General features: G+C 33.6%; 11 protein-coding genes. 4 read left to right on the top strand and 7 right to left on the bottom strand.

Annotation, left to right across the window (positions count from 1 at the left end; translation table 11 throughout):
• The 3 genes from WBN21_RS09280 to aspS all read right to left on the bottom strand — a co-directional run.
• The coding region (locus tag WBN21_RS09280) for a hypothetical protein (RefSeq protein ID WP_424199602.1) at nt 1-180 on the bottom strand (180 nt) is incomplete at its 3' end.
• Nucleotides 181-1968, bottom strand: coding sequence for a chloride channel protein (locus tag WBN21_RS09275; protein ID WP_424199600.1), 1788 nt, complete (start codon nt 1966-1968; stop codon nt 181-183). It abuts the gene before it with no gap.
• A 44-nt stretch (nt 1969-2012) separates the two neighbouring features.
• Complete coding sequence (aspS, locus tag WBN21_RS09270) at nt 2013-3767, bottom strand: aspartate--tRNA ligase (RefSeq protein WP_424199598.1); 1755 nt, start codon at nt 3765-3767, stop codon at nt 2013-2015.
• A gap of 289 nt (nt 3768-4056) precedes the next feature.
• Between aspS and WBN21_RS09265 the strand changes: the two genes are divergently transcribed.
• From WBN21_RS09265 to WBN21_RS09255, 3 genes are all read left to right on the top strand, one after another.
• Complete coding sequence (locus WBN21_RS09265; RefSeq protein ID WP_424199596.1) at nt 4057-6915, top strand: TonB-dependent receptor; 2859 nt, start codon at nt 4057-4059, stop codon at nt 6913-6915.
• A gap of 199 nt (nt 6916-7114) precedes the next feature.
• A complete protein-coding gene (locus WBN21_RS09260; protein ID WP_424199594.1) occupies nt 7115-10087 on the top strand; it encodes a SusC/RagA family TonB-linked outer membrane protein in 2973 nt (990 codons plus the stop codon).
• Nucleotides 10088-10107: 20 nt separating this feature from the next.
• The gene (locus WBN21_RS09255) at nt 10108-11415 is read left to right on the top strand and encodes a RagB/SusD family nutrient uptake outer membrane protein (protein WP_424199592.1); all 1308 of its coding nucleotides are present in this window, start codon (nt 10108-10110) and stop codon (nt 11413-11415) included.
• 77 nt (nt 11416-11492) lie between these two features.
• Here WBN21_RS09255 and WBN21_RS09250 read toward each other — a convergent pair whose 3' ends face one another.
• The 4 genes from WBN21_RS09250 to WBN21_RS09235 are packed head-to-tail and all read right to left on the bottom strand — an operon-like array spanning nt 11493 to nt 18151.
• Complete coding sequence (locus WBN21_RS09250; protein ID WP_424199590.1) at nt 11493-14996, bottom strand: efflux RND transporter permease subunit; 3504 nt, start codon at nt 14994-14996, stop codon at nt 11493-11495.
• Nucleotides 14989-16176: an efflux RND transporter periplasmic adaptor subunit gene (locus WBN21_RS09245; RefSeq protein ID WP_424199588.1), complete on the bottom strand. Its 1188-nt coding sequence runs from the start codon at nt 16174-16176 to the stop codon at nt 14989-14991. The genes WBN21_RS09250 and WBN21_RS09245 overlap by 8 nt, the downstream gene beginning before the upstream one ends.
• Before the next feature lie 24 nt (nt 16177-16200).
• Nucleotides 16201-17544, bottom strand: coding sequence for a TolC family protein (locus tag WBN21_RS09240; RefSeq protein WP_424199586.1), 1344 nt, complete (start codon nt 17542-17544; stop codon nt 16201-16203).
• A 1-nt stretch (nt 17545) separates the two neighbouring features.
• On the bottom strand, nt 17546-18151 hold the full coding sequence (locus WBN21_RS09235; RefSeq protein ID WP_424199584.1) for a TetR/AcrR family transcriptional regulator: 606 nt from the start codon (nt 18149-18151) through the stop codon (nt 17546-17548).
• Between the two features lie 125 nt (nt 18152-18276).
• Between WBN21_RS09235 and WBN21_RS09230 the strand changes: the two genes are divergently transcribed.
• Nucleotides 18277-18551 (top strand): polyprenyl synthetase family protein (locus tag WBN21_RS09230; protein WP_424199582.1); only part of this gene is annotated, 275 nt, incomplete at its 3' end.

Below are 18551 nucleotides of genomic sequence, written 5' to 3'. Positions count from 1 at the left end.
CATGTAGTCTTTAGGATCTTTATCCTTCCATCGGTGGTATGAAAACAACGGAAATACTACTAAAAATAGAACCACAACACCGAAACCAATAAGCTTTTCTGAATAGGCGACGCTTAAGGTAAACCCTAAAATTATACTTGTAAAGGCTACAATAGTTAATATTAAAATAAGATATTTCATTTACTTGGTGAACTTAATTAATTGCCGCCTGTACGCCGTTAATAATTTGGATTTTGAAATATATCCATAATATTTACCCTCTTTAATAACAGGTAAATTCCACGCGCCACTAGTTTTAAATTTATCCATAATGATTTGCATGGAATCCACATCATAATCAATAATTCCTGCATCGGCATGCATGATGCTACCAGCATTTACTTTATCATACAAATCGGAATCAAACATCATGTGTCTAATATCATCAAGTCTGATAACGCCTAAAAACTCGTGATTATCATTTACAACAGGGAAGTGGTTTCGAGAGGATTTCGCAACGGCATTTTTTAGGATATCGCCCAATTTCATTTCGGGTTTTAGAATAATGAAATTGGTTTCTATAACTTTATCGATATCTAAAACCATGAGCACATTATTGTCTTTATCGTGCGTCATAAGTTCACCGCGTTCAGCCAGTTTTAAAGTATAAATAGAATGCGAAACATAATATTTAGTAATGGCAAAAGAAATGGCAGAAACTATCATTAATGGCACAAAAAGCTCGTAGCCACCAGTTATTTCTGCGATTAGGAAAATGGCTGTAAGTGGTGCGTGTAAAACACCTGCCATTAAACCCGTCATACCAATTAAAGTGAAATTTGATTCTGAAACGTGAAAGTCTAAACCAATATTATTAATAATTTTTGCGAATGCATTTCCTAAAACATTTCCCATTACTAAGGTTGGAATAAATACACCACCAACACCACCTGCGCCAAAAGTAGTGGTCATTGCAATGGCTTTAAATATTCCGATACCTAATAAAAGCCCAATAACAATCCAGATGTTGGATAAATCTAAATCGAAAGGTGTGGTGCCAATAGCTGCGAGATGATCGCCTTTTAAAAGGTTGTTCATAATACCATAACCCTCACCATAAAGTGGCGGAATAAAATAGAGCATAGTACCAATAGCTAAACCGCCAATTAGAAGCCGTAGTGCTCTGCTTTCAAATTGTTTAAAAAAATTGGTAATGCCAAAAAAGACTTTTGAAAAGTATACCGATGCGAGCCCAGTAACAATGGCTAAAAGGATATAGAATGGAATATCGTGGACTACAAATTTATCGGTTAATTGAAAACGCAGTAACACATCGGTCCCTAAAAACAGGTAAGAGGTTACTACCGCTGAAACGGACGCTAATAAAAGTGGAACTAGCGATGCAAAGGCAATATCGAGACTAAAAATTTCAATAGCAAAAATAATAGCTGCAATGGGCGCTTTAAACATAGATGCCATAGCGCCTGCTGCTGCACAACCTATTAAAAGCATCCGCGTTTTGGTGTTCATATGAAATAACTGCGCAGCATTTGAGCCTAATGCGGCACCAACACTTACGGCAGGTCCTTGAAGTCCAACCGATCCACCAAAACCTGCAGTCAATGGTGCTGTTATTAGTGATGCATAAATATTGTAACGAGGAATGATACCATTAAGTTTTGATATGGCATACAAGGTTGATGAAATACCATGCCCTATATGCTTTTTTAGCCATGTTTGTTTGATGACATACACCAAAAACAAACCTATCATTGGAAAAATGAAGTACAGCGAGTTTTGATAATTGTTGAAAAAATCTAATTCAAAAAGTAATCGGATATAGTGCGTTAAGTTTTTAAGTGTAACTGTACCCAAACCTGCTAAAAAACCAACAAGAATACTCAGCATGTAAATAAATTGACGCTCTGAAATATGTTTATATTTCCAGATTAGAAATTTACGTAATAGGCTTTTAGTGGTAGTTGGCATGCTATAAAATTACTAAAAAATCCCGCCTTGGCGGGATTTAAATTTTATGATTTTAAATTAAGTTTTAAACTTAATTCTGTTAATTGTTTGTCATCAATAGGAGCAGGTGCATCAATCATCACATCTCGTCCAGCATTGTTTTTTGGGAATGCAATAAAATCTCGTATGGTTTCTTGTCCACCTAAAATGGCAACCAGTCTGTCCAATCCAAAAGCTAAACCGCCGTGTGGTGGGGCACCATATTGAAAAGCATCCATTAAAAAGCCAAATTGTGCTTTAGCTTCTTCGGGTGTAAAGCCTAAATAATCAAACATTAAGGCTTGGGTTTCTTTATCGTGAATACGAATGGAACCACCGCCAATTTCATTTCCATTCAACACCAAATCATAAGCATTGGCTTTTACAGCTCCCGGATCTGTTTTTAATAATTCTAATTGTCCTGGTTTTGGTGATGTAAATGGATGATGCATGGCGTGATAACGTTTTGTGTCTTCATCCCATTCCAATAATGGAAAATCCATAACCCATAGTGGTGCAAATTCTTTAGGGTTTCTTAGTCCTAAACGTGTTGCTAATTCCATGCGTAAGGCGCTTAATTGTGCGCGTACTTTATTTTTATCGCCAGAAAGCACACAAACTAAATCGCCTGGTTTTGCTCCAGTAACTTCTGCCCATTTTGCTAAATCGTCTTGATCGTAAAATTTGTCAACCGATGATTTAAAAGATCCATCGTCATTACAACGTGAATACACCATGCCTAAAGCACCAATTTGCGGGCGTTTTATCCAATCAATTAATTGGTCTATCTCTTTACGAGTGTAATTATTTCCTCCTGGAACGGCAATTCCAACTACCAATTCGGCATTATTAAAAACGCCAAAATCTTTATGTTGCGTGACTTCGTTTAACTCGCCAAATTGCATTCCGAAACGAATGTCTGGTTTATCATTTCCATACAAACGCATGGCGTCGTCATATAATATTCTTGGGAATTTTTCAACTTCAACACCATTAACTTCTTTTAGTAAATGACGTGTTAAACCTTCAAAAGCATTTAATATATCTTCTTGCTCAATAAATGCCATTTCACAATCTATTTGTGTGAATTCAGGTTGTCTATCGGCACGTAAATCTTCGTCTCTAAAACATTTTACAATCTGGAAATACTTATCCATACCGCCTACCATAAGCAATTGCTTGAAGGTTTGTGGCGATTGTGGAAGTGCGTAAAACTGCCCTGCATTCATTCTTGATGGCACAACAAAATCGCGAGCACCTTCAGGGGTAGATTTTATTAAATAGGGCGTTTCAACTTCTATAAAACCTTCATTTGACAGATAGTTTCTAACTTCTTGGGTTACTTTATGTCTAAATATCAAGCTGTTTTTTACTGGATTACGACGAATATCTAAATAGCGATATTTCATTCTTAAATCTTCACCGCCATCGGTTTTGTCTTCAATAGTGAATGGAGGTAAAATAGCTTTATTTAAAATAGTTAATTCTGAAACTAAAATTTCTATGTCGCCAGTCGGGATATTTGGATTTTTTGAAGCACGTTCTATAACCTTACCTTTTACTTGAATTACAAACTCACGACCTAAATTTTGAGCTTGTTCAATTAATTCTTTAGAGGTACGTTCTTCATCAAACACTAATTGTGTAATTCCATAGCGATCGCGTAAATCTACCCAAACAATAAACCCTTTATCTCTAGATTTTTGTACCCAACCTGAAAGGGTAACTTCGGTATTAATATTTGCAGCGGTTAATTCGCCACAATTATGACTTCTGTACATAGTAAAATTTTGATGTGCAAATTTAGTGAAATACGTTAGAGTATGAATTTTTATAGTTGTTTTTTTAGTGACAAAGGGTATAACCTGGTATTGAAGTTGGATTATTTAACTTACGACTTCAATTTGATGAATTAGCACATAAGGGAATAAAACCATAATAATATTTCAATTTATTCATTTAATTTTTATTAAAATAGTATTTATTATCATAATATTTTATTAAAAAAGCAATTAATTTAGAGTGTAATATGCATATATTAGCATTAATTAATCCAAAACAATTAATATTATGATAAAATTTTTACATGTAAATCAATTAATGTTTCTATTTTTTATTGGAATATCAGGAACATTATTAGGACAAGAAGTTACAGGTACTATTACCGATGAAACTGGGCCATTACCAGGTGTATCAGTAATTGTTAAAGGAACCACTACAGGAACGACGTCAGATTTTGACGGAAATTATTCGCTTAATGCTAATACAGGAGATGTCTTAATCTTTTCTTATGTTGGCTATGATACTCAAGAAAAAATAGTTTCTGGAAGTACGATGAATGTAAGTCTTCAATCTGGTGTTGCATTAGATCAAGTTGTGCTTATTGGATCTAGAAATCCAAGTAGAACTGTTGTAGATTCCCCAGTACCAGTTGATATTATTGATATTGCCGAACTGGCAACTGCTGGTCCTCAAGTTAATTTAAATCAAATTTTAAATTTTGTTGCGCCTTCATTTACATCAAACACACAAACTATTTCGGATGGAACGGATCATATTGATCCTGCTTCCTTACGCGGTTTAGGGCCAGATCAAGTATTGGTATTAATTAACGGAAAAAGACGTCATAACTCGTCATTAGTTAATGTAAACGGAACATTTGGTAGAGGTAGTGTAGGAACAGATTTAAATGCTATTCCATCTGGAGCGATTAAACGATTAGAAGTTTTACGTGATGGTGCAGCTGCACAATATGGATCGGATGCTATTGCTGGGGTTATTAATATTGTATTAAATGATAAAGTTAACGAGTTGACTTTAAATATGACTACAGGTGCTAATTTTGCCAAAAACGCCAATGACCAAACCGGAGGTGTTGATGGTGAAACTATAAATATTAGTGCAAATTACGGATTGTCTTTAGGTGAGAAAGGTGGATATATTAATTTCACAGGAGATTTTGATTTTAGAGAGCATTACAGTAGAATGAAAGAGTGGGAAGGTGATGTTTTTAATCTTTACAATACCGTAGAACGATTTGCAGATAATGATGGTTATAGTTTAGCAAGTTTGTTAGATGATGATGTTGATGATGTTATTTTATATGGAAATCAAGCAGGTCTTGGTTTAAGCCCAACAGCAACAAAAGCTGAGTTACAAGGTATTTTGAGCGCCGATAATACAACAGCAGAATTAGCTGCAAGAGGTTTAACCAGAAGCGATTTTAATATGCGTGTTGGTCAATCTGAAGTTCGTGGAGGACGCTTTTTTGCTAACATGGCTATTCCTTTAGATGAAGAAGGAACAGAGTTATACTCTTTTGCTGGAATGAGTTCTAGAAAAGGAAATTCTGCAGGGTTTTATAGATTACCAAACCAAAGTAGAACCTATACACCAGCTTATATTAATGGTTTTTTACCAGAAATTAATTCAACAATTACTGATAAATCTTTTGCTGTTGGTATAAAAGGTAAAGTAAATGGATGGAACGTAGATTTAAGTAATACTTTTGGAAAAAATGCTTTCTTATATACTATTGGTAATACGTTTAACGCATCACGTCAGAACGCATCTCCTACAACTTTTGATGCAGGTGGATTTAATTTTGCACAGAACACGGTTAATTTAGATCTTAATCAGTTTTATGATGATATTTTAAATGGATTTAACGTAGCATTTGGTGCAGAATACCGTTTGGAAAATTATGAAATTGTTGCCGGTGAAGAAGCTTCTTATGGGCAATATACGCAAGCAGGTGAACTTATTACATTGCCTACACAAAGTCCATCGGTAGATTTCTTTGACGCCGGAAGACCGGGTGGTTCACAAGTATTTCCAGGGTTTAGTCCAGCTAATGAATTATCAAGAGACAGAAGTAGTATTGCTGGGTATTTTGATTTAGAAGCAGATTTTTCAGAAACCTTTTTAGCAAGTTTTGCTACTCGTTTTGAAAACTATTCAGATTTTGGATCGACCATCAATTTTAAATTAGCAACACGTATAAAAGCTAGCGAAAACGTAAATATAAGAGCAGCTTTAAATACAGGATTTAGAGCACCATCATTACATCAATTAAATTTTAATTCAACATCTACTATATTTCAAGATGGTATCCCTGTTGATGTTGGAACGTTTTCAAATGATAGTCGTGCAGCAAAACTTTTAGGAATTCCCGAATTAAAAGAAGAGACTTCTAGAAGTATTAGCTTAGGCTTTACAGCTAAAATGCCTGATGCAAATGTAACTTTAACAGTAGATGGGTATTTTGTGGGTATTGATGATAGAGTGGTTTATACTGGCCAGTTCGCAGGTCCAGGAACAGGCACAGAATTAGATAATTTATTATCGCAAGCTAATGCCTCTGCAGCGTCATTTTTTGCAAATGCGATCGATACGGAGTCAAAAGGTATTGATGCCGTAGTTACATGGGATCTTGTTGTAGCAAATAAAGCAAAATTAAAAAATACGTTTTCTGCAACTTTATCTAAAACAAAAAAAGTAGGAGACATAAAAGCATCTAAAGTTTTAGAAGATGCAGGTTTAGTAGGAACCTATTTTCCAGAAGATAGTAGAATTTACCTTGAAGAAGCAGTACCTCGTACAAAAATGAATTTATCGAATAGCTTAACATCAGGTGATTGGAATGTGTTTCTAAGAAATGTTTGGTTTGGTGAAGTATCTGAAGCAACTACAAGTGTAGCAAATCAGCAAGTTTTTGGTTCAAAATTAGTAACAGATTTAACTTTTGGTTATCAAGCATCTGAAAGCTTAACCTTAACAATAGGAGCAAATAACTTATTAGATGTTTATCCAGACAGAGCTATTGAAGCTAATAGAAGTGGCGGACGTTTTGATTGGTCGAGACGTTCTCAACAATTTGGTATAGGAGGTCGTTTCCTTTTTGCTAGAGTTAGTTTTAAACTTAAGTAATAAATAAAAAACATTTTAAAAGGTCCGTGGTAATTTACTAACGGACCTTTTTTTTTAGTATTTACATTGAATTGTTTAATTGTAAATATGTAAATAAACCCCTTGTACTGGTGAGAATAATGAAATTTTAAGACTAAAAATATGGTGATTTGATAATTTTTATCGATATTTAGCGAACTAACTTCAAAAAATAAACATTATGATTAAAGTATTACATTTGAAAATGTACTTGCTTATTCTGTTTCTTTTTCCTGTAATATCCTTTTCACAAGGAACCATTACTGGAACAGTTACAGATGGAGTAAACAACTTACCTTTAGGAGGTACGAATGTTATTGTTAAAGGAACTAAAACCGGAACAAATGCAGATTTTGACGGGAATTTTAGTATAAATGTAGACAGTTTTCCTGTCACATTAGTGTTTTCATCATTGGGATTTGAAACCCTTGAGAAAAAAGTGAATTCGGCAGGTGCCGTTAATGTGACCTTACAAGAATCTGCAACTGCGTTGGATGAGATTGTTATCTCAGGTTTAGCGTCTAATATTAAAAGAACAAATGCAGCAAACTCTGTTGCGTCCATCTCAGCTGAAGATTTAGCTGGTGTTACGCCTCCTCAAACTTTAGATGGCGCATTGGCCGGTAAGTTTACAGGAGCTCTAGTAACATCTAACTCCGGATCTCCAGGTGGAGGATTGTCTGTTAAATTAAGAGGTGTTACTTCTATCAATGGTAATTCCCAACCTTTATATATTATTGATGGTGTTTATATTGATAATAGTAGTATTGCCTCGGGTGGTTTAAATGCCGTTTCTGGAGCTTCAAGTGGAGGAAGTTCTTCTTCTCAAGATAATGCTACAAATAGAATTGCAGATATAAACCCTGATGATATTGCTAATATTGAGATTTTAAAAGGGGCTTCGGCTTCAGCAATATATGGTTCACGTGGAGCTGCTGGTGTTATAATTATAACTACTAAAAAAGGAAAAGCTGGAAAAACCAATGTAAACTTTTCTCAATCAGTAGGTTTTAATGAAGTAATTAATTTACAAGGTCAAAGAAAATGGACTGCTGCATTAGCAGAAAGCGAATTTGGTGAAGGTGCACTTTATACTGCTGCTGAAAATGCAGGAACCTTAAGAGATTACGAAAAAGAAATTTTTGGCGAAAAAGGGTTTATAACTAATACAAATGTTAGTATGTCTGGAGGTTCAGATAAAACTACATTTTACGGAGGTATTACTAGAAATCAAGAAGACGGTATTGTGAATCGCACTGGTTATGATAAAACATCGTTCAGATTAAATGTAGATCATAAGTTTTCTGATAATATTAAACTATCTATGGTTAGTAATTATATTAATTCCTCTGCAGATAGAGGGTTCTTTAATAATGATAATACAGGAACAACAATTGGTGTAGCATTAACATCTACTCGTCCGTGGGATTTCTTGTTGCCTGATGCAAATGGTAATTATCCAGATCATCCAAACAACTCTTCAAATCCATTACAAACTAGAGATTTAATGACTAATAATGAAACTACTAAAAGGTTTATTACTGGTGGGTCTTTGGATATTAACTTATATAGAGGTGATAAATCTGATTTGCAATTTGTTGCTAAAGCAGGTTCTGACCATTATACACTTTCATCAACTGTAATCTTTCCAAAAGAATTGCAATTTATGGCAGTTGATGGCGGTTTAAATGGTGTTTCAGCTATTTCTAGTACCACTAATACTAACGCGAATTACTCAGCCTTCTTGGTACACAACTATACAACGGATAGCGATATTAATTTTACAACTCAAGCTGGTGTTACAAACGAGCAGTTTTCACAAAATGTAGTACGAGTTATATCATCAGATTTAATTGCATCTGAAACCAATGTGGATCAATCTGCAAACCAAACTGTAAGTCAGTTTCGGTTAGAGCAAGAAGATTTTGGTTTTTTCGTTCAAGAATCTGTTAACTATCAGGATAAGTTAATTGCTACTTTAGGGATAAGAGGCGATAAATCGACTAACAATGGAGATAATAATGAATTATTCTATTATCCAAAAGCGTCTTTAGCAGCTAACTTACATAATTTTGGTTTTTGGGGAGATAACGATGCTATTAATAGACTTAAACCAAGAATAGCATATGGAGAAGCTGGTACGTTTGCTGCCTTCGGATCTTTATTTACTATTTACGGTAGTACAGCAATTGATGGTAATGTTGGTATTGTTGTGCCTACTATTCGAGGTAATGCCGCACTTAGTCCAGAAAGACAAAGTGAGTTGGAGTTTGGTTTTGATGCAGGTTTCTTAAATGATAAAATTTCTTTAGAATTTACTTACTATAAAAAACAAGTTGAAAATTTATTATTAAATGCTAATATAGAACCATCAACAGGTTTTGGAACTGAGTGGGCTAATGCTGGTACCCTTGAAAATAGAGGTGTTGAAATTGGTATTAATGTAAACGCTTTTGATTCTAACGATTTTACTTGGAATTCTGGAGTAACCTGGTATAAAAATACATCTGAAATGACTAAACTAAATGTACCAACATTTAATCTTGGCGGATTTGGTAATAGTTTAGGTCAGTTTCAAATTGAAGAAGGAAAAAGTGTAACCCAAATTGTTGGTACCACAGGTCCTGGAACTCCTGTAACTGTATTAGGTGATGCAGAGCCAGATTTTCAAATGTCATTCACTAATAATTTAGCGTATAAAGATTTTACCTTATCTTTTTTATGGCATTGGAAAAAAGGTGGAGACAACATCAACTTAACAAAATTACTTTCTGATTTTGGAGGAACAAGTGCAGATTTTGATGATTTTAATGTCGATCCTGATGGTTTAATTAGAAATGGAGATTATAGGATTAATAATGGTCTTTTTGCAGGGAATGCTTCACCTTTTGTTGAAGACGCTTCATATTTAAGGCTAAGAGAAATAGGGCTGTATTATTCAATACCTTCCGGAAGCTTAGAAAAATGGTTTAGCGGTGTTGTATCTAATGTAAAAATTGGATTATCTGGTAACAACCTAATTAACATTTTTGACTATAATAGTTATGATCCTGAAGTATCCAACTTTGGAGGTAATGGCTTATCAACAGGAGTTGAGGTAACACCTTTCCCATCTTCTAAACGATACATGTTCCATTTATCAGCACAATTTTAAAAACTAAAAAAATTAGAAAAATGAAAATAAAAATAAAATTATTTACATTAATTTTTGCCATTGGGGTTATGACCTTTACGTCATGCACTCTAGAGGGTGGTGAAAGTTTAAACGGAGCTAGTACAACATCAATTTCTGATGATTTATCTAGAGGAGAATTGCCGCAGGCAGTTTCTGGTGTATTATCTGATATGAGATTGAGACTAAATACTCAAATAGATGTACAAAGTATTTTTGGAAGAGAATACTATTACTTTACAAGTTCAGACCCACGTTTTGAAGGGGATGTAGTAACAGGTAATTTAGATAATAATACGTTTTATACAACAACACCTTGGGCTTCAAGATACGGTGCCATAAAAGACATTAATTTGGCTTTAGCAGGATTAGAAAATACGACTTCTGATTTTTCTGCTCAAGAAATTGCATCAATTAGTGGTGTATTAAATACTTTAAAGGCTCATGAATTACTGTCTGTCGCAAATAATCAGTATACCAATGGTATTAGAATAGACGTTTCAGATCCAGATAATTTAGGGGCATTTGTTACCTATGCTGAGGCCTTAACAGAAATAAATAGCTTGTTGACAACAGCAGCAGGAAATTTAGCTTCTGGAGGTTCTGCATTACCATTTAATTTATCATCTGGATATGATGGCTTTAATACGCCTGCTGGGTTTTTAGAATTCAATAAAGCTTTAAATGCAAGAGTTGAAGCCTATAGAGGAAATTATGCAAATGTGCTTACGCTATTAGGTGATTCTTTTATGGATATGGCTGGAGATTTAAATACAGGCGTTTACCATACTTATTCTTTATCTGGAGCAGACCAAGCTAATCCACTTTTTATTACTTTAAATCAAGAGGCTAATGTTAGAGTTGCGCATTCAAGTTTTACTGATGATGCTTTAGCAATGGATAGTCGTGTTGATAAAGTAGTTATGAGAGATGGCCCAAGAGAAGCCTCTGGTTTAGTTGGTACTCATGATGTTTGGATTTACCAATCGAACGTAGATGATGTCCCTATGATTAGAAATGAAGAGTTAATTCTTTTATATGCTGAAGCAAATATGGTAACTAGCCCAGCTGATGCGGTAATGGCTATTGATGTAATAAGAAACGCTGCTGGTGTTGGTCCGTATTTAGGACTTCAAACGCCTGCTGCCTTAGAAGATGAAATTCTTTTTCAAAGAAGGTATTCTTTATTTGGTGAAGGTCATAGATGGATTGACATGAGAAGATTTGACAGAATTAGTGAATTGCCGAATGATAGAGCAGGAGATTCTGTACCTGATGCTGTGCCAGTTCCAGCTAATGAAAATCAATAATATTAAGTTATATTAGTTTTTATAATCAAAAAGCCTCAACATTTGTTGAGGCTTTTTTTAATAATTATTGTCTCGTCCTAAATAACCTTTGGTTCATTTTCTAAACCGGTATTTACCGATGTTGTTTTTCTACGTAACCACATTTTTAATTTCATTGTTATGAAATACATAACAGGCACAAATATTAACGTTAGGAATGTAGCTATTAACAACCCATAAATAACTGTCCACGCTAATGGACCCCAGAAAACTACATTGTCTCCTCCCATATAAATGTTAGGATTAAAATCCTTAAATAGTGTAAAGAAGTTAATATTTAATCCAATTGCTAAAGGAATTAAACCTAAAATAGTGGTGATTGCCGTTAGTAATACAGGACGCAAACGTGCTTTACCAGCTTTTACTATACTTTCGAATAAGTCGTCAACTTCTAGATAATCATCCATATCAATGTCCAATTCATTCTTTTTTCTATCTACCAATAGTTGTGCATAATCTAATAATACAACACCATTATTTACAACAATTCCTGCCAATGAAATAATACCAACCATGGTCATCATAATAACGAAAGCACTTCCTGATATAACAAGACCGCCAAAAACGCCTATGAAGCTCAAGAAAATGGCCATCATAATAATTGTTGGTTTGGAAATTGAGTTAAACTGAAAAATCAAAATGAAGAAAATTAACATTAAACCTGTAAAAAATGCGCCCATTAAAAAAGCCATTTGTTTGTTTTGTTCTTCAATTTGTCCAGTATAATCTATTTTAATATTTTCTGGCAAACCTTCGAAACTTTTCATTTCGTTTTGAACTTGGTTTACAATGGCTCCAGCATCCGTATAACCAGGTGCTAAGGCAGAATAAACTGTTACAACTCGTTTTGTGCTTTTGTGTTTAATAGCACTAAATCCTGAGTTGTTTTCATACTTTATAAGTGTCGATAAAGGAATATCTTTAAGATTTCCCATATTATCTCTAAACGTTATATTTTGATTGAACAAAGCACTCGTGTTATATCTGTTCTCTTCATTAAAGCGAACATAAATATCAAAATCATCGCCTCCTTCTTTATAAACACCTGCTTTTGCTCCAAAAATAGAATTACGTAATTGTTGTCCAACTTGTGCAGCACTAACGCCTAGTTCTCCAGCTTTTTTTCTATCAACAATAACGCGCATTGTAGGTTTATCTTTATTAACGTCTATTTTAAGTTCATCAATTCCTGGAATGTTTTTATCGTTAATAAATTCACGCATGCTTTCGGCAACATTTATCAACTCATTATAATCATCACCTTCAATTTCAATATTAATAGGTGCTCCTGCAGGTGGACCATCAGCATTTTTTTCAACGGAAATAAGTACACCAGGATAAATACCAACTAAAGCTTTTTGTACTTTTTGACGAAGTAACTCACTATCTTCACCTTGCCTGTATTTATACTCTCGCATAGACGCGGTAATTTTTGCTTTATGGGGCATTTCTGCAGCAGAACCCATATCGGTTTGCGGGTTTCCAGCACCTTCTCCAACTTGAGAAACGGCACTTTCTACCAAAAAGTTATAGTCATCATTTTTATATTGACTGTCATCAAGAACTTTATAAACCCTTTTTTCAATTTCATTGGTAATAGCATTGGTTTTATTAATGGCAGTTCCTTGTGGGTATTCTATATAAACTATAATCTGATTTGGTTTGTTATCTGGAAAAAATTCAACCTTTGTACGCTGGGTTGCTAAAGAAGCACCAAACGCAACAAAAGCTAGAATAAGTAATACAAAAGTACCAATAGATATCAAGTATGGTCTTTTTCCTGAAAGGGATTTACGTAATTGGCTTTCATATAAATTTTCAAGTTTTACCAAGGTGTTTTTTTGGAAACTGTTTGCCCATTTTCTTAAAAATAATCGATACACCCAAAGCATGATGGCAGTAAAAACCATTAAAGTTCCTAGTGCTTTATATTCGCCTGCCACGAAATAAACTATGAACCCTAAAATTGCCATGATACTGGTTGTTCTAATAATCTTATTTAAAGGCATGTCTTCATCTTCAATATTCATAAATTGAGATACTAAAACCGAGTTAAAAAAGATGGCAACGAACAGAGAAGATCCTAAAACGACGGAGAGTGTTATGGGTAAAATCATCATGAATTCGCCCATAATCCCTGGCCATAAACCTAATGGAATAAACGCTGCAACTGTTGTAGCGGTTGATATAATAATTGGGAAGGCAATTTCACTAATACCCTTTTTAGCAGCATCAATTCTACTCATGCCTTCTTCATCCATAAGTCGGTACACGTTCTCGACAACCACGATGCCATTATCTACCAACATTCCTAATCCCATAATAAGTCCGAAAAGCACCATGGTATTTAAACTATGCCCTAAAAGTTCTAAAATCATAAGCGACATGAACATGGACATGGGTATAGCAAAACCAACAAATATGGCATTTTTGAAACCTAAAAAGAACATTAATACCGTTACAACCAGTATCACTCCAAAAATAATATTGTTAACCAAATCATCCACTTGCCCAATGGTTACTGATGATTGATCGTTAGCTATAGTTACTTTTAAATCTTGTGGAAAATAATCATCCTTGGCATCTTGAACGATTACTTTAATCTGATCAACAGCATCAACCATGTTTTTCCCAACGCGTTTTTTTACATCGAGCATAACTACAGGATCGCCATATTCTCTCGCAAACGTGGTTTTGTCTTCTTCTTTAAAAGCAACTGTTGCCACATCTTTTAAATAAATAGCCTCGCCATTTTCAGATTTCACAACGAAATTTTCTAAATCAGAAGGCTTTTCAATTTCACCAAGAATTCTAATGGTACGACGTTGTCCGCTTGCAATTAAATTCCCTGCAGACATGGTCATGTTTCCATTATTAATAGCCCCAATAATATCATTAAAAGTAACTTCTGAAGCCATCATTTTATAGATATCTACAGCAACTTCAACTTCTTTTTCTTGAGCACCACGTATGTCTGCTTTTTTAATTTCAGTTAGGTTTTCAATTTTATCTTGAAGATATTCTCCATATTCCTTTAATTTTTCAATTGGATAATCACCAGAAATATTAATATTTAGAATAGGCATTTCTTCCGATAAACTTAGCTCAAATACATTTGGCTCTACTTTTGCACTATTAAATGTTGGCCAGTCTTCACCAGATGTTTCACTATCAATTTCATCTTTTACTTTTTGTAAAGCGCGGTCAACAGTAATATTTTCATCAAACTCAACAATTACCATCGAATAATCTTCTTGCGATGTTGAGGTAATATCAACCATATTACTTATTGATTTCAGCTTGTCTTCAATAGGATCTGAAATCAGTTTTTCAATATCTTCAGCGGTATTTCCTGGGTAAACCGTACTGATGTATATTTTGGTTTCGTTAACTTCAGGAAAGTTTTCTCTAGGCATGCTAAAAAAAGCGGATAGACCTAAATAGAAAATCACTAAAATAAGCACATACATGGTGGTTTTATTGTTAATAGCCCACGATGATAATCCAAACTCTTTATCAATTTGTTTTTTATTTTTAGCCATTGTTTTCAGTTTCATAGGTTAATACTTTCACCGTTTGGCCGTCTTTAACACTCCTTGCGCCTTCGTTAATAATTTCAGCACCATTTTCAACACCTTCAAGCACTTCAATAACATCACCTTGAGTTTTTCCTGTTTTAATGATTATTCTTTTAGCAACACCTTCTTCATTTTTGTTTTTGTTATTTACTACATAAACATATTGCTCTCCATCGGCATTTTCAGAAATGATACTTTGTGGAATTAGTAGTGCATTTTCGTTTGTGTAATCATTAATTTTAAGTTTTGCAGTAAGATTTGGTTTAATTGTTTTTTCTTTATTCGGAATGTCTATTTCTACTTTAAAGGTTCTGTTTGCAGGATTAATAAAATCGCTTGCTTGACGCACTTTAGTATCAATAGTTTTTCCAAGAACTGAAAATTCTACTTGTACATTTTTACCAGCAACTACATTTGAAACGTAACGCTCAGGAACTTCCGTTTCAATATACATATTGTCTAAATTTACAATACGAATTAATGGTGTTTGTCCTGCACCAACTACACTTCCTTGCTCTGTAATGATATCATCAATGGTTCCTGAAAATGGTGCTCTAACAGTTGTTTTTGCCAATTGTTGTTTTAATTGATTTACAGCTTGTGTTTGACCTTCATAGGACGATTTGGCCTGTAAATACTGGATTTCACTACCAATTTTTTGTTCCCAAAGTCGGCTTTGACGATCGAAAGTTGTTTTAGCTAAATCTGCTTGTATTTGTAATTGCGATAATTGTTGGCCTAAACCACCGTCGTCAATTTTTGCAAGTATTTGACCTTTTGATACTTTTTGACCTTCCTTCACATAAATGTTAATTAAAATTCCATTATACTCTGGAGTAATTACAATTAACTTTTTGGTAGTTACATTGCCTTGTAATTCCAGCATATGATTAAAAACTTCTTGTTTTGCAGTAAAAGTTGTTATTAATGGGATATGTTTTGTGGTATCTAAATCAGTAATGCGTTCATCAAGCAATTTAATTTTAGCGTTTAGCGCTTCCTGTTGCCCTACAAGTTCAGCTCTTTTTGTTCTAATAGTTTCTAGGTTGTTGCCCTCTAGGACTTTTTCAACCGAATTCTTTTTTTCTTCACCACAGGAAGTTAAAAGAAATGTTATTGCTATGATTGATAATATATGTTTCATCTTTTAGTGTTTTTTGGTTGGTGATTAGTTGTTGATTGCATTTAATACGGTTTCTAATTCAGCTTTTTTATTAATAACATCAAGCATGGCTTGCAAAAATTCTTGTTGTGCTGAATATAATTGAGTTTGTGCTTGTCTTAAATCGAAACTTGAGGCAATACCTTCAAAAAACTTTGTTTGATTCTTAACTTCAATACGTTCTGCAAGGTTTAGGTTTTCCTTTTTATTTGTGTAATCCTCTATGGCAAATTGGTAATCGCTTTTAGCAGATGCAATTTGTAGTTGTATTTTTTGCTCGGTTTCAATTAAGTCATGCTTTGCCTTTTCTAAATTAATTCTGGCACGTTGTGTTGCTGCACTTCTACCAAGTGAACTAAAAATAGGAATGTTTAAATTAACTCCTAACAAAGAGGAACCAAACCATTGTTGGTCTTTATTTGCGAAATTAAAATCATCCCCAAAACCAGAATAGCCACCATTTATAAATGTATTTAAAGTTGGTAATGCTTTGCTTTTTTCAAGCTTTAAAAGTAATTCTTTAGACGTTTTATCGTTTTTAGCAATTTTAAAATCAATAGTGTTTTCAACATCAGCATTAGTTTCAAGTAAACCCAGATCCATATTTTGGCTTGTTAAAACCAATAAGGTATCCACTAAAACAGTTGAATTATTTATATCTAATCCAAGGGTGATATTTAGCATTTGATACGCTAAATTTTTCAACCTAATTACATTTTTAAGATTACTTTTTACGCCTGATAGTGTTATTTTAAGTTGCTCAACACTCTCTTCTTCCTCTAAACCATTTTCGTAAATTTTATTTATTTCAAAAAGGTTTGCCTCTAAGGTTTCAACATTTTTACTTAAAATAGCTGTGCTTTCTTCAGCAAGTAAAACATTCCCATAGGCGTTAATTACAGCTTTTCGTACTTCCAAATCGGTTTTTTCTTTAGCGTTTTTCGAAATTTCTAAAAATACTTTAGCCGATTGTAAACCAACAAGGTATGACCCGTCAAAAAGTTTTTGATTTAAAGTTGCTGTAGCAGTTACGCTTTGCTTCGTACTAAAAATAACTTCTGAATATTCACCAGGATTTCCTCCAAAAAACTCAGCAGGTATTAACGACACTTGTTGTTTTAAGAAATTTTGATAACCAACTTCGGCTGAAATTTGAGGCAAACCAGTTGCAGTTGTTTCCCATTTTTGCATTTTTGCGGCTTCAATATCTTGTAAGGCATTTTTAGCTGTTCTATTATTTTCTAAAGCAAAATTTATGGCTTCTTGTAAGGTAAAACTTTGATTATTTTCTTGTGAAAACAAGGCAATAGAACTCAATAAACTAAAAAATAGTAATAGATTGTTCTTCATTTTATGATTGATTTGATGTTATAAATTTGTTTAATAGCTGAATTCCGTTTTCAGTTACAATGGCTCTTAAGTGGTATTCTAAATAACTTTCCAATAAATAATCCATGTCATAAATTTCTGGTGGAAAAAAATTGCTATCCTTTATACTGGTTGAACCTGTAAAATACATCCTAGAAATAAAATCGATGTTAATATTTGATCTGAACAGTTTTAACTCAATGCCTTTTTGTAGACTTAATTTTACCGAGCCGTGCATTTTTTCAAATTGTTTTACATGCAAACGTTGATAAATTTGAGGGTAATATTTTTTAAGTTGATATTGAGGTGATTCTTTTTCATTTTTAAGGTATTGCATCACAAATAATTTAATATCATATAATTCTTGAATAGGATTTGGAGATGTATTACAAATACCATCAATACCTTCACAAATACTTTCAAAAACTTCAAATGTTACGGCTTCTACAAGTTTCGTTTTATTTGAAAAATGAACATAAATTGTTTTTTTGGAAATACCCATTTCTTGAGCAATATCGTCCATTGTAACACTTTTAAAACCAAGTGTTAAAAACATTTCTGCTGCCTTTTGTTTTATTTTTTCTCTCATAATTGGGTGCAAATATAATAATGGAAACTTTAAAAACAATAAAAGTTTCCAAAGTTTTAATGTTTTTTTAACATAACCTTTACTTTGTAGTTTTGAATTATGGTTAAATGCTCTATTTTTGTTGGATGCTTTCAATAGAAAATTACCAAAAGGTGTTTATTCAATATTTAGAAGATTATTCTTTGAATAAGGAACCTAATAATCTTTATAATCCTATTAGTTATATTTTAGGTTTAGGAGGAAAACGTTTGCGTCCTGTATTAACATTAATGGCAGCCGATATTTTTAATGGAAATTATAAAAAAGCCCTTAATGCTGCATTAAGTATTGAGGTGTTTCATAATTTTTCATTGGTGCATGATGATATTATGGATGATGCACCTTTACGACGTGGCGAGCA

The sequence above is a fragment of the Algibacter sp. genome (assembly GCF_049667265.1).
GTDB lineage: Bacteria > Bacteroidota > Bacteroidia > Flavobacteriales > Flavobacteriaceae > Algibacter_B.
Note: the sequence above shows the minus strand (reverse complement) of the source record. Positions and strands in the feature narration are given on the sequence as shown.

Bases quoted from the DNA above. Each gene is read 5' to 3' on its own strand.
- WBN21_RS09275 (WP_424199600.1), bottom strand. From the start codon at position 1,968: ATGCCAACTACCACTAAAAGCCTATTACGTAAATTTCTAATCTGGAAA.
- aspS (WP_424199598.1), bottom strand. From the start codon at position 3,767: ATGTACAGAAGTCATAATTGTGGCGAATTAACCGCTGCAAATATTAAT.
- WBN21_RS09265 (WP_424199596.1), top strand. From the start codon at position 4,057: ATGATAAAATTTTTACATGTAAATCAATTAATGTTTCTATTTTTTATT.
- WBN21_RS09260 (WP_424199594.1), top strand. From the start codon at position 7,115: ATGATTAAAGTATTACATTTGAAAATGTACTTGCTTATTCTGTTTCTT.
- WBN21_RS09255 (WP_424199592.1), top strand. From the start codon at position 10,108: ATGAAAATAAAAATAAAATTATTTACATTAATTTTTGCCATTGGGGTT.
- WBN21_RS09250 (WP_424199590.1), bottom strand. From the start codon at position 14,996: ATGGCTAAAAATAAAAAACAAATTGATAAAGAGTTTGGATTATCATCG.
- WBN21_RS09245 (WP_424199588.1), bottom strand. From the start codon at position 16,176: ATGAAACATATATTATCAATCATAGCAATAACATTTCTTTTAACTTCC.
- WBN21_RS09240 (WP_424199586.1), bottom strand. From the start codon at position 17,544: ATGAAGAACAATCTATTACTATTTTTTAGTTTATTGAGTTCTATTGCC.
- WBN21_RS09235 (WP_424199584.1), bottom strand. From the start codon at position 18,151: ATGAGAGAAAAAATAAAACAAAAGGCAGCAGAAATGTTTTTAACACTT.